The organism is Pelomonas parva (genome assembly GCF_043555835.1).
Taxonomy (GTDB): domain Bacteria; phylum Pseudomonadota; class Gammaproteobacteria; order Burkholderiales; family Burkholderiaceae_C; genus Pelomonas; species Pelomonas parva.
Map to the genome: position 1 here is coordinate 98163 of NZ_JBIGHV010000004.1, position 15266 is coordinate 113428.

At 66.0% G+C, this 15266-nt stretch carries 14 protein-coding genes and 1 tRNA gene; 4 read left to right on the plus strand and 11 right to left on the minus strand.

Annotation, left to right across the window (positions count from 1 at the left end):
* Window positions 1-2 precede the first annotated feature (2 nt).
* Both ACG00Y_RS11075 and secA read right to left on the minus strand, forming a co-directional pair.
* Window positions 3-563, minus strand: a complete 561-nt coding sequence (locus tag ACG00Y_RS11075; RefSeq protein WP_394478741.1) for an FxDxF family PEP-CTERM protein — start codon at window positions 561-563, stop codon at window positions 3-5.
* 215 nt (window positions 564-778) lie between these two features.
* The gene (secA, locus tag ACG00Y_RS11080; RefSeq protein WP_394478743.1) at window positions 779-3523 is read right to left on the minus strand and encodes a preprotein translocase subunit SecA; all 2745 of its coding nucleotides are present in this window, start codon (window positions 3521-3523) and stop codon (window positions 779-781) included.
* A 179-nt stretch (window positions 3524-3702) separates the two neighbouring features.
* On the opposite strand from secA, the gene ACG00Y_RS11085 reads away from it, so the two are divergent.
* Together ACG00Y_RS11085 and ACG00Y_RS11090 are read left to right on the plus strand one after the other, a co-directional pair.
* Entirely contained in the window at window positions 3703-4038 is a 336-nt protein-coding gene (locus ACG00Y_RS11085) for a hypothetical protein (RefSeq protein WP_394478745.1), read from the plus strand.
* Window positions 4039-4273: 235 nt separating this feature from the next.
* Window positions 4274-4585, plus strand: a complete 312-nt coding sequence (locus ACG00Y_RS11090) for a hypothetical protein (RefSeq protein WP_394478747.1) — start codon at window positions 4274-4276, stop codon at window positions 4583-4585.
* Between the two features lie 128 nt (window positions 4586-4713).
* Here the strand turns inward: ACG00Y_RS11090 and ACG00Y_RS11095 are convergent, their stop codons facing one another.
* The 8 genes from ACG00Y_RS11095 to petA all read right to left on the minus strand — a co-directional run bounded on the left by ACG00Y_RS11095 (window position 4714) and on the right by petA (window position 11046).
* Window positions 4714-6081, minus strand: coding sequence for a Fic family protein (locus tag ACG00Y_RS11095; RefSeq protein ID WP_394478748.1), 1368 nt, complete (start codon window positions 6079-6081; stop codon window positions 4714-4716).
* Between the two features lie 257 nt (window positions 6082-6338).
* On the minus strand, window positions 6339-6641 hold the full coding sequence (locus tag ACG00Y_RS11100; RefSeq protein ID WP_394478749.1) for a hypothetical protein: 303 nt from the start codon (window positions 6639-6641) through the stop codon (window positions 6339-6341).
* Between the two features lie 235 nt (window positions 6642-6876).
* Window positions 6877-6952 (minus strand) — tRNA-Thr (locus ACG00Y_RS11105).
* Window positions 6953-6979: 27 nt separating this feature from the next.
* Complete coding sequence (locus tag ACG00Y_RS11110) at window positions 6980-7483, minus strand: ClpXP protease specificity-enhancing factor (RefSeq protein WP_394478750.1); 504 nt, start codon at window positions 7481-7483, stop codon at window positions 6980-6982.
* Window positions 7483-8100 carry a glutathione S-transferase N-terminal domain-containing protein gene (locus ACG00Y_RS11115; RefSeq protein WP_056874934.1) on the minus strand — a complete coding sequence of 206 codons (618 nt, stop codon included), beginning with the start codon at window positions 8098-8100 and terminating at the stop codon, window positions 7483-7485. Before ACG00Y_RS11115 ends, ACG00Y_RS11110 begins: the two co-directional genes overlap by 1 nt.
* Window positions 8101-8239: 139 nt before the next feature.
* Window positions 8240-9010, minus strand: coding sequence for a cytochrome c1 (locus ACG00Y_RS11120; RefSeq protein WP_394478752.1), 771 nt, complete (start codon window positions 9008-9010; stop codon window positions 8240-8242).
* 24 nt (window positions 9011-9034) lie between these two features.
* Window positions 9035-10441 (minus strand): cytochrome b, encoded by a 1407-nt coding sequence (locus ACG00Y_RS11125; protein ID WP_394478753.1) that lies wholly within the window; start codon window positions 10439-10441, stop codon window positions 9035-9037.
* 8 nt (window positions 10442-10449) lie between these two features.
* On the minus strand, window positions 10450-11046 hold the full coding sequence (gene petA, locus ACG00Y_RS11130; RefSeq protein ID WP_394478755.1) for a ubiquinol-cytochrome c reductase iron-sulfur subunit: 597 nt from the start codon (window positions 11044-11046) through the stop codon (window positions 10450-10452).
* A 177-nt stretch (window positions 11047-11223) separates the two neighbouring features.
* Between petA and mscL the strand changes: the two genes are divergently transcribed.
* Together mscL and ACG00Y_RS11140 are read left to right on the plus strand one after the other, a co-directional pair.
* Window positions 11224-11646 carry a large conductance mechanosensitive channel protein MscL gene (gene mscL / locus ACG00Y_RS11135; RefSeq protein ID WP_394478757.1) on the plus strand — a complete coding sequence of 141 codons (423 nt, stop codon included), beginning with the start codon at window positions 11224-11226 and terminating at the stop codon, window positions 11644-11646.
* 133 nt (window positions 11647-11779) lie between these two features.
* On the plus strand, window positions 11780-14185 hold the full coding sequence (locus tag ACG00Y_RS11140; RefSeq protein ID WP_394478759.1) for a DUF1631 family protein: 2406 nt from the start codon (window positions 11780-11782) through the stop codon (window positions 14183-14185).
* On the opposite strand, the gene pdxA is transcribed toward ACG00Y_RS11140, so the two are convergent.
* Window positions 14169-15164 (minus strand): 4-hydroxythreonine-4-phosphate dehydrogenase PdxA, encoded by a 996-nt coding sequence (gene pdxA / locus ACG00Y_RS11145; protein ID WP_394478761.1) that lies wholly within the window; start codon window positions 15162-15164, stop codon window positions 14169-14171. The genes ACG00Y_RS11140 and pdxA overlap by 17 nt on opposite strands.
* Window positions 15165-15266: the final 102 nt, after the last annotated feature.

A 15266-nucleotide genomic window follows, 5' to 3' on the forward strand; every position in this document is an offset into this window, starting at 1 on the left:
GTTCAGGCGCTGCGGCGGCGGCGGACCACGTAGCCCACAGCCATCAGGCCGGCGGCGAACAGGGCATAGGTCTGCGGCTCGGGGATGGGCGACGTCGAGGGCGCCGCGATCGGGGTGACGCGGAAGCTGAAGCTGTAGGTGCCCACGCTGCTGCCGTTGTTGCCGGCCAGCAGGGAGCCCTTGACGACGAGCGTCAGGGGGCCGGCGAAATCGGTCGCGGGCAGTGTGTAGGTCTCGCGGCCATCCAGGTTGCCGCGGAAGAAGGTCAGCGTCTGGCCGAAGCCGACACCGTTCAGCGTCACGCTGGAGATGTCGATGTCGGCGCTGCCGCTGTTCAGGATCTGGGTGCTGAGCGCGCCGTTGATCGAACTCCAGCCGGTGTAGCCGTCCAGCTTGTAGACGTCTTCGAAGCTGCCAGCACCGCTGATGGTGTGCGAACTACCGGCCGAGAAGGTGCCGCCGGCGGTGCCAGTCATGTTGACGGTGATGGGGTCGCTAGCCTGGGCCGTGCCAGCGAGCAGGGCGGCGGCGAGGGCGATGGAGGCGGTGAGCGGCGTGTTCATCAATGACTTCCTGGTTCTCTATCAGGGACTTCCCTGGGCATGGACTGCACTCTAGGGGGGACGACTTTCGGCGGGCACCCCTCAGCCGCGTGGCCCGAGCGGCTGTTTGTGCTCAAACGCACGTATTTCCCCCTAGATGGGTGGGGCGCCAGGAGCATTGGCCCAATGAGAACGGGCCGGCAAAGCCGGCCCGTTGAGGATTCACGCCCGCAGGTTCAGGCCAGCTTGCCGTGGCAGCTCTTGAACTTCTTGCCGCTGCCGCAGGGGCAGGGGTCGTTGCGGCCGACGTGGCCGTACTGCGCCAGCAGGGTCGCCGGGTCGACTTCCTGGCTGACCGAGCCGTCCTCGTTGGGGTGCTGGTAGGTCACGTTGGACACGGCCTCGGCGCGGCGCTCGATCGCCTCGGCAGCGCGGTCGGCTTCCTCCTGGCTCTGGATGCGCACGTTCAGCAACGTGCGGGTGACTTCCATCTTCACGACGTCCAGCAGCTGCGAGAACAGCTCGAAAGCCTCGCGCTTGTATTCCTGCTTGGGGTTCTTCTGGGCGTAGCCGCGCAGGTGGATACCCTGGCGCAGGTAGTCCAGCGCAGCCAGATGCTCGCGCCAGCGCTGGTCGATGCTCTGCAGCAGCACCATGCGCATGAAAGGGTTGAACTGCTCGATGCCGACGCGCTCCACCTTGCTGTCGAACAGCGCGTCGCCCGCCTTGACGACGGCCGCGACGATCTCCTCGTCGGTGATGGAGTCGCTGGACTTGACGAGGTCGGCCAGCGAGATGTCGATCTGCCATTCGTCCCGCAGCACCTGCTCCAGACCGGGCAGGTCCCACTGCTCCTCCAGGCTCTCGACCGGCACATAGGTGCGCACAACGTCGGTCAGCGTGGATTCGCGCAGCGACGCGATCTGCGCCCCCAGCTGCTCGGCTTCGAGGATGTCGTTGCGCTGCTGGTAGATGACCTTGCGCTGGTCGTTCGACACGTCGTCGTATTCCAGCAGCTGCTTGCGCATGTCGAAATTTCGCGCCTCGACCTTGCGCTGTGCGCCTTCGATGCTGCGCGTGACGATGCCGGCCTCGATGGCCTCGCCCTCCGGCATCTTGAGCCGGTCCATGATGGCGCGCACGCGCTCACCGGCAAAGATGCGCATCAGCTGGTCGTCCAGCGACAGGTAGAAGCGCGAGCTGCCCGGGTCGCCCTGGCGGCCGGCACGGCCGCGCAGCTGGTTGTCGATGCGGCGGCTTTCGTGGCGCTCGGTGGCGATGATGCGCAGGCCGCCCTCGGCCTTGACCTTGTCGTGCAGGCCCTGCCACTCGTCGTGCAGTTGCTGGATGCGGCGCGCCTTCTCTTCCGCCGGGATGGCCTCGTCCGCCTCGATGAACTGGACCTGCTTCTCGACGTTGCCGCCCAGCACGATGTCCGTGCCGCGGCCGGCCATGTTGGTGGCGATGGTGATGACACCGGGCCGTCCGGCCTGGGCGACGATCTGCGCCTCTTTCTCGTGCTGCTTGGCGTTCAACACGTTGTGCGGCAGGTTGGCCGCCTTCAGCAGGTTGGAGATCAGCTCCGAGTTCTCGATGGACGTCGTGCCCACCAGCACCGGCTGGCCACGCGTGTGGCAGGCGCGGATGTCTTCGATGACCGCGGCGTACTTTTCCTTGTCGGTCTTGTAGACCAGGTCCAGCTCGTCCTTGCGGATGGTCGGGCGGTTCGGCGGGATGACGACGGTCTCAAGCCCGTAGATCTCCTGGAACTCGTAGGCCTCGGTGTCGGCCGTGCCCGTCATGCCGGCCAGCTTGCCGTACATGCGGAAGTAGTTCTGGAAGGTGATCGAGGCCATCGTCTGGTTCTCGGCCTGGATCTGGACGCCCTCCTTGGCCTCGACGGCCTGGTGCAGGCCGTCGCTCCAGCGGCGGCCCGACATCAGCCGGCCGGTGAACTCGTCGACGATGATGACCTCGCCGTTCTGCACGACGTAGCCCTGGTCCTTGTGATAGACGTGGTGGGCCCGCAGCGCTGCATTGAGGTGATGCATCAGCGTGATGTTGGCCGCGTCGTACAGACTGGCGCCTTCGGCGATCAGACCGGCCTGGCTGAGCAGCGCTTCAGCGTTCTCGTGGCCGTCTTCGGTCAGGTGGATCTGGTGCGATTTCTCGTCCACCGTGAAGTCGCCCGGCTCGATGACGCCTTCGCCGGTGCGCGGGTCCAGTTCGCCGATCTGCTTCTTCAGGCCCGGCACGATGGCGTTGATCTTCAGGTAGACGTCGGTGTGGTCGTCGGCCTGGCCCGAGATGATCAGCGGCGTGCGCGCCTCGTCGATGAGGATGGAGTCCACCTCGTCGACGATGGCGTAGGACGTGCCGCGCTGCACGCGGTCGGCCGTCTCGTAGACCATGTTGTCGCGCAGGTAGTCGAAGCCGTACTCGTTGTTGGTGCCGTAGGTCACGTCGGCGGCATAGGCCGCCTGCTTCTGCTCGCGCGGCATCTGCGGCAGGTTGATGCCGACGGTCAAGCCAAGGAACGTGTACAGCTTGCCCATCCACTCGGCGTCGCGGCGCGCGAGGTAGTCGTTCACGGTGACGACGTGGACACCCTTGCCCGCCAGCGCGTTCAGGTAGACGGGCAGCGTCGCCATCAGCGTCTTGCCTTCGCCGGTGCGCATCTCGGCCACCTTGCCGGCATTCAGCACCATGCCGCCGATCAGTTGCACGTCGAAGTGGCGCATCTTCAGCGCGCGCTTGCTGCCTTCGCGGCAGACGGCGAAGGCCTCCGGCAGGAGGTCGTCGACCGTCTCGCCGCCGGCGATTCGCTGCTTGAACGCTTCCGTCTGGGCGCGCAGTTCGTCGTCGCTGAAGCCCTCGTACTTCGGCTCCAGCGCATTGATCTGCTGCACGGTGCGGCGGTACTGCTTGAGCAAGCGCTCATTGCGGCTGCCGAAAATCGAGGTGAGAAGCTTGGGCAACATGCTGCGGGAGGGGGCTGAGCGGGGCTGGGCGAGAGCCGGCGAATACCGGATGACGCGCGAATCTTGGGGCTGCGCGAGGCAATGCAAGGCGGGTTTGCCTGGCCACGCAAAGCGGCGCAGTTTAGCAGCGGGCCCGGGCCGGCCCACCTGCCCGCCGGGCGCCTCACTACACTGGCTCCATGTCCGCTCCCCGCTACCTCGCGCCCAAGATCCAGCGCGTCAGCGTGCCCGACCCGATGCCGGTGGCGCAGGCGCTGCGCGCCCACGAGGGCCTGGTGCGACTGGGGGAGCGGCTGGAGGCGTCGCGGCGCCGCTTGCGCGTCATCGCGCCCGGCCTGCCCGGCAACCTGATGGCCAGCATCCAACCCGGCCCGCTGGACGAGGACGGCTGGAGCCTGCTGGTCGCCAACGCCTCGGTCGCCGCCAAGCTGCGCCACCTGCTGCCGCGGTTGGAAGCGCTGCTGGCCCAGGCCGGCTTGCCCGGCCGCATCCGCATCAAGTTGTTGCAGCAATAGAAAAACCCACTGCCGTCAGATTGACGGGCGGTGGGTTTTTGGTTGGTGCCGGCTATCGGATTCGAACTGATGACCTACCGCTTACAAGGCGGGGAACCAGTTAGGGCACCGATGCACGAAGTCTGAACCCATTGGGGTTTGACGTTAGCGGGCACCAACATCAGCGCCGCGTTTGGTAGCCGTTTGGTCCGATGACTAAACACCGGACCAGACACTGCACTTTGAGGAGTGCAGGATGGCCAGCGCCACCAACCTGAAGAAGAAGGTCCTTGCCAACGGCAAGGTGAAGTACCAAGCCCAGGTCTGGCATGAGGGCAGGTTCTACTGCTCGAAGACCTTTGACATGGGAAACGTCGCCCGGGACTACAAGCAGGAGCGGCTTCGCGCCATCGTCAGAGGCAAGTTCAAGCCAGCGGCAGAGCGTGCCGCCCAGCGTCGAGCCGAAGAGGCGCTGGACCAACCCATGACTCACTGGGCCTCTCTATATCAAGGTGCTGAACGACCCGAGTTTGTGGTCGGTGCCCCAGGCCAGCGTTGGCGACCATGAGGCTGGTGCCGTCGACACGGACTGGCACATCAACGCTGCCGCCTTGGCCAAGGCCTGGCCGCGCCTGGTGAGCAGCACGTTCTTGTGCTGATGGCCGCCGAGGCCGGCCGGAGTTTCAACGTTGAAACTTACCTGGGCCGCCCCGCGTCAATCCATCGCTGCGTCATGCCTCTCGCGAGGTTGTAGCGGGCGCAGTTGTAGGGCTCGAGGTGGTCCAGTTCGGTGTTCACGATGGCGCTCAAGGCCGCCAGGTCTGCGGTGGCGATGGGCACCTCCGACAATGCGTTTTCCAGCGTTCGGCCGTGGAAGACGACGAACTGCATGAGCTCATTCAAGGCCTGTCGGTACCGGGCTCGAAGCGGGTCGGGCACGGCCAGGGAAGCGCGCAGCACGCTGTACTTCTGAATCGAGCGCCGGTAGACGAACTCAAACAGCTCCACGGCCGCAGCCACGTTGCGCTGCTCGTAGACGCCGAGCATGGCGGTCGCATAGTCCGTGCGCTCCACGTCCAGGAAGGACAGGGGCGCGCAGTTGTGCAGCATGAGCGGCATGTTGGCGCTCAGGCGACTCGTGCGCTTGTTGCCATCCGCAAAGGGCTGCAGGTAGGCCAGGTTGACCCAAAGGAAGAAGGCGGCCTCCACCGGGTTCCGGATTTGGCGGACCTTCTCGACGATGGACTTCAGCGTGTCTTCCAGGAGCGCGGGGATGTTGCTCGGGGAGTAGACCGAGCCGTCGATGTTCACCACGCGCCGTCGGATGCTGCCGATGTCCCGTGAGTCCTTCAGCAGGTCCCGCATCAACCTGGACTGCAGGTCGACGATGACGGGCACCGTGATGCCCTCGGTCGGCACCGCGTCGACCATGAACTCGATGGCATCCTTGTGGTTGAGCAGCATCAAGGTGTCTTCATCGAAGGGGCCTGCCTGCTGCCCGAGCTCGAACAGCTCCTTGGTATCGAGCAAGCTCTTGTTGTTGCCCTCCAGGCGAGAGGACGACCAGGACAGGTCGATGAGCAGTTGCTCCAGCACCTCGCGCGCATAGGTTCCCGCAGGCTGCTGGTCACGGCTGCGGCCAGCGTTGAACAGGTCGCTGGCCAGCTGCGGTGGCAGCAAGCTGGATTGGTTGGGGACGTAGTTGCCCACGAAACTGCTCTCGTAGCCCACCGGGGTACGGGTCCCCAAGGGCGCACGAAGCGATTCGACCAAGGGCAGCGCTGCCGGCGACCATTGCAGCAGGCCTGGCCTTGCTGGTGTTAGCGCGTCGGAAGGCGAGGCACCTACTGCAGCCCTGGCCGCCTCCGTGGCCACGTAGCGGGTGGACCGGCCGTCCCCCAGTCGTTCCAGAAGGCCCGCCGCCAGGAGGTCTCGCAACGCACGGTTGATGGTGGGACGGGAAGCCTGGAGGACTTGCTCCAGTGCGCCAGGTTGTACGGGCTCCCCGGCGGCCAGAACCAGCCGCAGCAATTCATCTTGACGGGGTGAGAGGGCGGCGGTCATCGCGCAGGGAATTTTGTCAATCTTGTCAGCCGAGGCGGCTCGAGTCCAAATCTTGTCACCATGACAACAATAGACCAAAAACTTATCACTCACAAAGGCGATGACAAGAATTTTGATGAGATTAAGGGCTTGATGACAAGAAAGTTGGGATGAGCCAGCAATACCCGCGACGCACGCCCCCGTGGATGGCCCGGAAGACAGACCGCACCCGATGGGATGCGGCCGATGAATCAAAGCTCTTCTGGTGCGCCGCGTCGTCAGCGGGTCTGGGGCTTGCGCCGTTTGGCGGCGCTGGGACTGCGGCCCGCCATCAAGCCCACTGACTTGCAGGCCTCCTCAAACCCTTTGAACGCCTCGGTGCGCAGCGCGAGCGTCATCTCCAGCAGCTGGCTGGCCGGCGCCTCTTCACCGGCCACCGCCTTGCCCCGCCGCGTCGTCAGGCGATGACCGGCTGACACCAGCATCTCGGCCTCGTCGCGAACGGCCGCTCCGGCGGCCTCGACCGCACGGACGGCCTCGACGAGCGGATGTTCGCGACGGGCTTCGATGTCCTGCGCCAATTCCGCCCGCAATTGCGGACGCAGTTCGGCAGTCAGCTCGGCTCGGAGTTGAACCTCCAGCTGCGCGCGCTCGTCGGCCTTTCGGCGCTCGTGGTCGGCACGGTACTGCTCGATGAGCTCTCGCTCCCGTGCCTGCTGTATAAAAGCAAAAGTCCTCGCGTGATAAGTGCTTATCAGGCAAGGACTTTTTCAGAAACCCGCAGTGTCTTGGTTCAAGACGCAGGGGCTGGATAGATGGTGCCGGCTATCGGATTCGAACTGATGACCTACCGCTTACAAGGCGGTTGCTCTACCAACTGAGCTAAGCCGGCGAAAACTGAGAAGCGGATTCTAGACCGTCACTTCACTCGCTTGAGGGCTGGCCGTGGCGCACCGCCTGCGGGAGGCGTGTCGTCACCATCGTCACCGCCCTCGGCCGCTTCACTCGCCAGCCGCAGCCCGCTGCGACGCGGTTCGGCGGGAGCGGGAATGGGCGCGGGTGCGACACCGTCGGCCTGGGGCTCCGGCGCGGGAAAGGCCATGCCCTGACCGTTCTCACGCGCGTAGATCGCGACGACATGGTCCACCGGCACGACGATCTCGCGCGCAACACCGCCGAAGCGGGCCTTGAACTGGATGAACTCGTTGCCGAGGTCCAGCCCGCTGGTCGCATCGAAGCCGACGTTCAGCACGATCTCGTTGTTGGACACGTACTCCATCGGCACCTGCACCGTGCGGTCGACATGGACCGCGATGTAGGGCGTGAAGCCGTTGTCCGTGCACCAGTCGTGCAGCGCGCGGATCAGGTACGGACGGGTGGACGTGCCGTTGCCCGCGCCGCCGGGAGCAGCGGTCTGGTCCATCAGCGGCGCATGACCTTTTCCGAGGGCGTCAGCGCCTCGATGTAGGCGGGGCGGCTGAAGATGCGCTCGGCGTACTTCAGAAGCGGCAGCGCGTTCTTGGACATGTCGATGCCGTAGTAGTCCAGGCGCCACAGCAGCGGCGCGATGGCCACGTCGAGCATCGAGAAGTCGTCGCCCAGCATGTACTTGTTCTTCAGGAAGATCGGCGCGAGCTGGGTCAGGCGGTCGCGGATCTGCGCACGGGCCTTCTCGAGCTGCTTGTCCGTCGCCTTGGTGGTCGTGCCGCGGCCTTCGAGGATGTTCACGTGGGCGAACAGCTCCTTCTCGAAGTTCAGCAGGAACAGGCGCACGCGGGCGCGCGCCACCGGGTCCCCGGGCATCAGCTGCGGATGCGGGAAGCGCTCGTCGATGTACTCGTTGATGATGTGCGACTCGTACAGGATGAGGTCGCGCTCGACGAGGATGGGTACCTCGTTGTACGGGTTCATCAGCGCGATGTCTTCGGGCTTCGCGAACAGGTCAACGTCACGGATTTCGAAGTCCATGCCTTTCTCGAACAGCACGAAGCGGCAGCGGTGCGAGTAGGGGTCGGTGGTACCGGAGTAGAGGACCATCATGGCTTGGGCTCCCGAGGGGTCAGTCAATCAAAAGCGCGCGGCGGGTGGCCGCGCCGAAAAAGCAAACGCAGTGGGTGGCTACAAGCGCGCCCCACTGCGTGGTTCGGCACCGCCGTGAGGCGGCACCGGGACTTGGCTGTTACTTCACGTCTTTCCAGTACGCGGCATTCAGGCGCCAGGCAAAGATGGTCATGAAGCCGAGGAAGATCAGCACGATGACGCCGAGCTGGAAGCGCTGCGCCTGTGCCGGCTCGCCCATCCACTGCAGGTAGGCGACGAGGTCGGCAACGGCTTCGTCGTACTGGCGCTCGTTCAGCGTGCCGGGCGTCAGTTGCTCGTAGCCGGCGAAGACATGAATCTTCTTGGTGGCATCGTGCGGGTCGGCCACCTCCTCGAACTTGGCAGCGCGCTGGCCCTGCAACTCCCACATCACATGCGGCATCGCGACGCTGGGGAAGGCCAGGTTGTTCCAGCCCGTCGCCTTGGTGTCGTCGCGGTAGAAGTTCCGCATGTAGGTGTAGAGGTAGTCAGCCCCCGAACCCTTGGAGACATCGGCGCGCGAGCGGGCGATGACGGTCAGGTCGGGTGGGTTGGCACCGAACCAGTCCTTGGCGTCCTTGGGGTCCAGGCTGACCTTCATGGTCTCGCCGACCTTGTCGGCGGCGAACAGCAGGTTGCTCTTGATGTCGGCTTCAGTGAGGCCGATGTCGCGCATGCGGTTGTAGCGCATGAAGGCGGCGGAATGGCAGTTCAGGCAGTAGTTGACGAACAGCTTGGCGCCGTTCTGCAGCGCTGCCATGTCCGACATCTTCTCCTTGGGGAACTTGTCCCACTCGATGCCGCCACCGGCGGCTTGCGCGTTGCCGACGAAGCCCAGGGTGACCAGCAGGATGGCGATCAGCTTTTTCATTGGTGTTCTTGCTCCGTGGCTCAATCAGTGGGCCTGGAAGGTCACACGGTCGGGCACCGGCTTGGGCGTGCCCAGGCGGCTCCACCACGGCATCAGCAGGAAGAAGCCGAAGTAGAACAAGGTGCCGACCTGCGCCACCAGCGTGCCGATGTCGCTGGGCGGCTGGATGCCGAGGTAGCCCAGGACCAGGAAGAACACGACGAACACGGCGTACATGTACTTGTGCCAGTCAGGGCGGTAACGGATCGACTTGACCGGGCTGTGGTCCAGCCAGGGCAGGACGAACAGGATGACGACGGCGCCACCCATGACGACCACGCCCCAGAACTTCGCGTCGAAGACCTTCAGCAGGAAGATCGCGACGGCGGCAGCCACCAGCAACGCCACCTTGGCCGCGCCGCCGAACTTGCCTTTCAGGAAGCTCAAGATCGCTGCAGCGCCGATCAGCACGCACAGCACGTTGACCATGGTGTCGGTCGTGGCGCGCAGCATCGAGTAATAGGGCGTGAAGTACCAGACCGGGGCGATGTGGGCCGGCGTCTTCAGCGGGTCGGCCGGGATGAAGTTGTTGTACTCAAGGAAGTAGCCGCCCATCTCCGGTGCGAAGAACACGATGGCCGTGAACGCCATCAGGAACAGGCAGACCGCGTAGATGTCGTGCACCGTGTAGAACGGGTGGAAGGGCACGCCATCCAGCGGCTTGCCGTTCGCATCCTTCGGGCCCTTCTTGATCTCGACGCCGTCGGGGTTGTTGGAGCCGACATCGTGCAGCGCCAGCAGGTGGGCCACCACCAGACCCAGCAGCACCAGCGGCACGGCGATGACGTGGAAGCTGAAGAAGCGGTTCAGCGTCGCGTCGCCGACGACGTAGTCGCCGCGGATCATCAGCGCCAGGTCTTCGCCCACAAACGGCACAGCGGCGAACAGGTTCACGATGACCTGGGCGCCCCAGTACGACATCTGGCCCCAGGGCAGCAGATAGCCCATGAAGGCTTCGGCCATCAGGCACAGGAAGATCGCGCAGCCGAAGATCCAGACCAGCTCGCGCGGCTTGCGGTAGCTGCCATAGATCAGGCCGCGGAACATGTGCAGGTAGACGACCACGAAGAAGGCCGAGGCGCCCGTGCTGTGCATGTAGCGGATCAGCCAGCCCCAGGGCACGTCGCGCATGATGTACTCGACGGACGCGAACGCGAGGTTGGCGTCCGGCTTGTAGTGCATCACCAAGAAGATGCCGGTGACGATCTGGATCACCAGCACCAGCAGCGCCAGCGAGCCGAAGATGTACCACCAGTTGAAGTTCTTCGGCGCGTAGTACTCCGACATGTGGACCTTGTAGGCGTCGAACGCGGTCGGGAACCGGTTCTCCAGCCAGGTCATCGTCTTCACGCCTGCCGAGGCGCCTGCGGGAGCTTCCTTGAATTCAGCCATGATCGTCCTTAAGCCTTCTTGTCTTCGCCGATCAGCAGGCGGGAGTCGCTCAGGTACATGTACGGCGGCACCTCGAGGTTGTCCGGCGCGGGCTTGTTCTTGAAGACGCGGCCGGCCATGTCGAAGGTCGAGCCGTGGCAGGGACACAGGAAGCCGCCCGTCCAGTCGTCCGGCAGCGACGGCTGCGCACCGGGCGTGAACTTGTCGCTGGGCGAGCAGCCCAGGTGCGAGCAGATGCCGACGGCGACGAAGTACTCGGGCTTGATCGAGCGGTACTCGTTCTTGGCGTAGTCCGGCGTCGGGTAGGCCTTGCGGTCGGAATTCGGGTCGGCCAGCTGACCATCGACCTTCTTGAGTGCTTCCAGCTGCTCGGGCGTGCGGCGCACGATCCAGACCGGCTTGCCGCGCCACTCGACGGTGAGCTTCTCGCCGGGCTTGATGCCGGAGATGTCGACCTCCACCGGCGCGCCGGCAGCCTTGGCTCGCTCGCTGGGTGCAAAGGTGCTGACGAAGGGCACGGCAGTCGCGACGCCGCCCACGGCGCCGGCACAACCGGTTGCAATCAACCAGGTGCGTTTGCCTTGGTCCACTTGCTGGTCACTCATGAGGGTCCTCTAAGGAGACTTCTGATCAGGGGCAGCCCAGGATTCTAGCGGACGCTTTTCGCGACCCCAGCCTGGCGGGCGCCGGCACGAACGCAGGTTTACCCGGCTTCTGACGGCGGCGGCTTGGCGTCAACAATGGCGCCACCTTTTTTCAACGCAGTCAGCAGGAGCCGCCGCATGAGTTTTATCTCCGAATTCCGGGAGTTCGCCGTCAAAGGCAATGTCATCGACCTGGCAGTGGGCGTCATCATCGGTGGCGCCTTCGGCAAGATCGTCGACTCCCTGGTCGGCGACGTCATCATGCCCATCGTCAGCAAGATCTTCGGCGGCCTGGACTTCAGCAACTACTTCATCCCGCTGGCCGGGCAGACGGCCACGACGCTGGCCGATGCCAAGAAGGAAGGCGCCGTGCTGGCCTACGGCAGCTTCATCACCGTCTCGCTGAACTTCATGATCCTGGCTTTCGTCATCTTCCTGATGATCAAGCAGATCAACCGGCTCAAGCGCGAACCCGAAGCCGCGCCGGCTCCGGCCGAGCCGCCGGCCACGCCGGAAGACATCCAGCTGCTGCGTGAAATCCGCGACGCGCTGAAGCGCTGAACTGGTTTTCTGCCACCCAAGCCCGGTAAGCAATGGTTACCGGGCTTTTTTCTGCCACGGATTTGGCGACTTGCGGAAAACCCCAGCTTGTTGCAGGCACGATACTTTGACCGCTGCTTGTGCCAATTTGTAGATGAACGCGCCCGAGATCCGCCTCAACCCCCACCTCGAAGCCTCGCTGACCCGCATCCGTCTAGCGGGTGAGCAGGCGGCCGAGCGCTGCGCGGAAGGCCTGGGCCTGTCAGCGTTGTCAGCAGGCCAGATCAAGCGGCGCGACGCGCTGCTGGCGGCGCAGTTCGTGTTCAGGCAGCAACAGGCCGTGTTCATGCAGCGCTTCCTGATGAGCCTGCGCAAGCATGTCATCGCCGAACAGTCCGAGACCAAGCCGGCAGCCGCACCGGCGGCCAAGAAGGATTGGAGCGAGCTCTCGCTGATGGACGACGACCAGGTCAACAACCTCGTCGCGGCCGACCGCATCGGCCTGGCCATCGGCCACCACTGCGAATGGGAGCTGCGCGAGGTCGAGTCCTATGTCGCCGGCGTGCAGGTCGGCGAGCGCAACCCGCTGCGGCCCGAACTCATCGGCCAGGCCTTGCTGGACGCGACCCAGTCGATCACCGACGACCCGCTGACCCGCCAGACGCTGACCGACGAGCTGACCCGCTCGCTGGCCCAGGAGATGCGCGGCTGCTACGCCGACATCGCCGAGCTGCTGCGCTCCCGCGGCCTGCGCCCGCAGGACTTGCGCGTGCGGGCCAAGGGGGACGCCGCTGCCTCGCGCCATGGCGGGCTTGGCGCGTCCAGCCAGCAGGCCGACCTCGACTCCGGCCACGGCGGCATGTCGACCCGTGGCGGCGGCTACGGCGGCCATGGCCATGGCGGTTCGGGCCATGGCGGGCTGGGCGGCCAGGGCGGCGGTCGCAACAGCGGCTTCGGCGGAGGCGGCGGGCGCGGGGGAAGCGGTGGCGGCATCGGCCGCGTCGACCCGCAGATGATGGACCTGCTGCGCCGCCTGGCGCACACGCCGGCGAGCTATGACGGCCATGACAGCGGCCACTCCAGCCGCATGGGGCTGGACACGCTGACCGGCGAGCCCAGCGCCTGGGGCCAGTTGCCGGTGCCGACCAACCTGATCCACCAGCACCGCGACGAGCTGCGCCAGGCGTCCACGGGCCGGCTGGACCACATGGTCATCGACGTCGTCAGCAGCCTGTTCGACCAGATCCTGTCCGACCCCAAGGTGCCGCCGCAGATGGCACGCCTGCTGGCCCGCCTGCAGCTGCCGGTGCTGCGTGCCGCATTGGGCGACGAGACCTTCTTCTCGTCGCGCCGCCACCCGGTGCGCCAGTTCGTCAACCGCCTGGCCTCGCTGGCCTGTGCCTTCGACGACTTCAGCGAAGACCCTGGCCGGCCCTTCCTGGCCCATGTGCGCGACCTCGTGCAGGACGTGGCCCAGGGCGACTTCGATCGCATGGACGTCTACACGGCCAAGCTGGACGAGCTGGAAACCTTCATCGCCGACCAGAGCCGCCAGACACTCAAGGCCTCGGGCGATGCCGCCGCCGTCGTCGAACGCCGCGAGACCGACCTGCGCCTGCAGCAGCGCTATGCGCTGCAGCTGCAGCAACAGCTGTCCAAGGTGCCGATGCAGGAGTTCCTGCGCAGCTTCCTGGCCGGCGTGTGGAGCCAGGCCATCGTGCTGGCCTCGCGCGAGGGTGCGCCGGAACGCGCGCTGCGCCTGCGCACGCTGGGCCGCAGCCTCGTCATGAGCGTGCAGCCCAAGGGCGGCACCGCAGCGCGCGCCGACTTCCTGCGCGAGCTGCCCAACCTGATGCGCACCCTCAACGAGGGTCTGGACCTGATCCGCTGGCCGGACGGCCCGCGCAAGGACTTCTTCGGCGCGCTGCTGCCGGCCCATGCCGAGTCGCTGAAGGGCCAGGCGCCCAGCGCGCTGGACACCAACCTGCTCATCAAGCAGCTGGACCAGATCTTCGGCGTGCCGCCACCGGCCGAGGCCGACCTCGCCAAACCCGTGCCCGGCGAGACGCTGCCCGCCGACCTCGATGCCAGCCAGCGCCTGACGCCGGCCGAGGCCAAGAGCCTGGGGCTGGTGGAGGAATCCGGCGTCGACTGGAACGGCGAGCTGGACCTGGACCTGTCCGGCAACGACGCTGCCGCCGCCGCCGAGCCGCTGCAGGCCATGGACATCTCCATCGACGGCCTGCCCGCCGCCGAAAGCGCGCCCGAGCCCAGCAGCGGTGCGCTGCTGATGGACAACATGCAGTTGGGCTTTGCCTACCAGATGCACACCGGCGACGAGTGGCAGAAGATGCGCCTGGCCCACATCAGCGCGGGCCGCAGCTTCTTCATCTTCACGCACGGCAGCCGGCACCAGGAGACCGTCACGATGACGGCCCGCATGTTGAAGAAGCTCTGCGAGGCCGGCCGCATGCGCGCCTACGAGACGGCGCATCTGCTGGAGCGAGCGACGGCGCGCGCCCGTTCCCAGCTCGCGGCGCTGTCTACGCCGGCACGCTGAGTTTTCTCGCCATGGCGACAGCCGCAGCGAGGCTGGCGGGGTCGGCGATGCCGCGCCCCGCGATGTCGAACGCGGTGCCATGGTCGGGGCTGGTGCGCACAAAGGGCAGACCCAGCGTCACGTTGACGCCCTGCTCCACGCCGAGGTACTTCACCGGGATCAGCCCGTGGTCGTGCGTCATCGCGACGACCACGTCGAACTCGCCACGCCGTGCGCGCATGAAGACGGTGTCGGGCGCGTAGGGGCCGCTCGCGTCCCAGCCTTCGGCGCGCGCATCGGCGATGGCTGGCGCGATGTGGTGGATTTCCTCGTCGCCGAACAGGCCGCCCTCGCCCGCGTGCGGATTCAGGCCGGCCACGGCGATGCGAGGCGCCGCAATGCCCATGCGCTGTAGCGCCACGCCGGTGATGCGCAGCGTCTCCAGCACAGCCTCGCGCGTCACGCGGGCGATCGCCTCGCGCAGCGAGCAGTGAATGGTGACCAGCACCGTGCGCAGCTCCTCGTTGGCCAGCATCATGCGCACCGCAGGCCCGCCGGCCAGCGCCTGCAGCATCTCCGTGTGCCCCGGATAGGGCGAGCCGGCCGCGTGCAAGGCCTCCTTGTGGATGGGCGCCGTGACGAGGGCGCGCGCGTGACCCGACTGGATCAAGCCCACGGCAGCCTCGATGCAACGTGCGGCGGCCGCGCCGGCGCGCGCGTCGACGCGGCCAAGCGGCAGCTCGGCCAGGCCAGCAGGCAGGCCCGCCGGTTGCCAGACCGGCAGGCAGCGGGGTGGCAACCGGCCCAATGCCTGAGGGCTCTCAAGTTCGGCGACCGCCAGGCCGCCGCCGAGGCGTGCCAGCGCGGCACGCATCACCTGCACATCGCCGACGACGAGCGCATCGCGCGGCGCATCGCCCAGCCAAAGGCGCGTCAGGATCTCGGGGCCGATGCCACAGGGATCGCCCTGGGTCAGCAACAGCGGCAGCACATTCGTCATGCCGCATTGTCTCCACGGGCGCAGCGCCGTGGGTCGCACGCGACGCCTCACACAACACTCAACCGAATGAGCGAAGCGCGCCAAGGCCGCTTCCTAGACTGC

Excerpts from the sequence above, each read along its gene's own strand:
- ACG00Y_RS11095 (WP_394478748.1), bottom strand. The coding sequence starts at position 6,081 with ATGACCGCCGCCCTCTCACCCCGTCAAGATGAATTGCTGCGGCTGGTT.
- mscL (WP_394478757.1), top strand. The coding sequence starts at position 11,224 with ATGAGTTTTATCTCCGAATTCCGGGAGTTCGCCGTCAAAGGCAATGTC.
- ACG00Y_RS11110 (WP_394478750.1), bottom strand. The coding sequence starts at position 7,483 with ATGGACCAGACCGCTGCTCCCGGCGGCGCGGGCAACGGCACGTCCACC.
- ACG00Y_RS11120 (WP_394478752.1), bottom strand. The coding sequence starts at position 9,010 with ATGAAAAAGCTGATCGCCATCCTGCTGGTCACCCTGGGCTTCGTCGGC.
- ACG00Y_RS11115 (WP_056874934.1), bottom strand. The coding sequence starts at position 8,100 with ATGATGGTCCTCTACTCCGGTACCACCGACCCCTACTCGCACCGCTGC.
- secA (WP_394478743.1), bottom strand. The coding sequence starts at position 3,523 with ATGTTGCCCAAGCTTCTCACCTCGATTTTCGGCAGCCGCAATGAGCGC.
- ACG00Y_RS11085 (WP_394478745.1), top strand. The coding sequence starts at position 3,703 with ATGTCCGCTCCCCGCTACCTCGCGCCCAAGATCCAGCGCGTCAGCGTG.
- ACG00Y_RS11075 (WP_394478741.1), bottom strand. The coding sequence starts at position 563 with ATGAACACGCCGCTCACCGCCTCCATCGCCCTCGCCGCCGCCCTGCTC.
- ACG00Y_RS11090 (WP_394478747.1), top strand. The coding sequence starts at position 4,274 with ATGGCCAGCGCCACCAACCTGAAGAAGAAGGTCCTTGCCAACGGCAAG.
- petA (WP_394478755.1), bottom strand. The coding sequence starts at position 11,046 with ATGAGTGACCAGCAAGTGGACCAAGGCAAACGCACCTGGTTGATTGCA.
- pdxA (WP_394478761.1), bottom strand. The coding sequence starts at position 15,164 with ATGACGAATGTGCTGCCGCTGTTGCTGACCCAGGGCGATCCCTGTGGC.
- ACG00Y_RS11125 (WP_394478753.1), bottom strand. The coding sequence starts at position 10,441 with ATGGCTGAATTCAAGGAAGCTCCCGCAGGCGCCTCGGCAGGCGTGAAG.
- ACG00Y_RS11140 (WP_394478759.1), top strand. The coding sequence starts at position 11,780 with ATGAACGCGCCCGAGATCCGCCTCAACCCCCACCTCGAAGCCTCGCTG.